Below are 577 nucleotides of genomic sequence, written 5' to 3' on the forward strand. Positions count from 1 at the left end.
CCGGTACGAGGACAGTGTCAGGTGGGCAGTTTGACTGGGGCGGTCGCCTCCTAAAGAGTAACGGAGGCGCCCCAAGGTTCCCTCAGAATGGTTGGAAATCATTCGAAGAGTGCAAAGGCAGAAGGGAGCTTGACTGCGAGACCTACAAGTCGAGCAGGGACGAAAGTCGGGCTTAGTGATCCGGTGGTACCGCATGGAAGGGCCATCGCTCAACGGATAAAAGCTACCCTGGGGATAACAGGCTTATCTCCCCCAAGAGTCCACATCGACGGGGAGGTTTGGCACCTCGATGTCGGCTCATCGCATCCTGGGGCTGAAGTAGGTCCCAAGGGTTGGGCTGTTCGCCCATTAAAGCGGTACGCGAGCTGGGTTCAGAACGTCGTGAGACAGTTCGGTCCCTATCTGTCGTGGGCGTAGGAAATTTGAGAGGAGCTGTCCTTAGTACGAGAGGACCGGGATGGACGTACCGCTGGTGTACCAGTTGTTCCGCCAGGAGCACCGCTGGGTAGCTATGTACGGAAGGGATAAGCGCTGAAAGCATCTAAGCGTGAAGCCCCCCTCAAGATGAGATTTCCCA

1 rRNA gene is annotated in these 577 nt (G+C 56.7%); it reads left to right on the top strand.

From position 1 onward, the window contains the following. Window positions 1–577 (top strand): 23S ribosomal RNA (locus tag HFE01_RS26435); the annotation flags it as partial.

Source organism: Paenibacillus sp. EKM10P (assembly GCF_011800655.1).
Taxonomy (GTDB): Bacteria; Bacillota; Bacilli; order Paenibacillales; family Paenibacillaceae; genus Paenibacillus; species Paenibacillus polymyxa.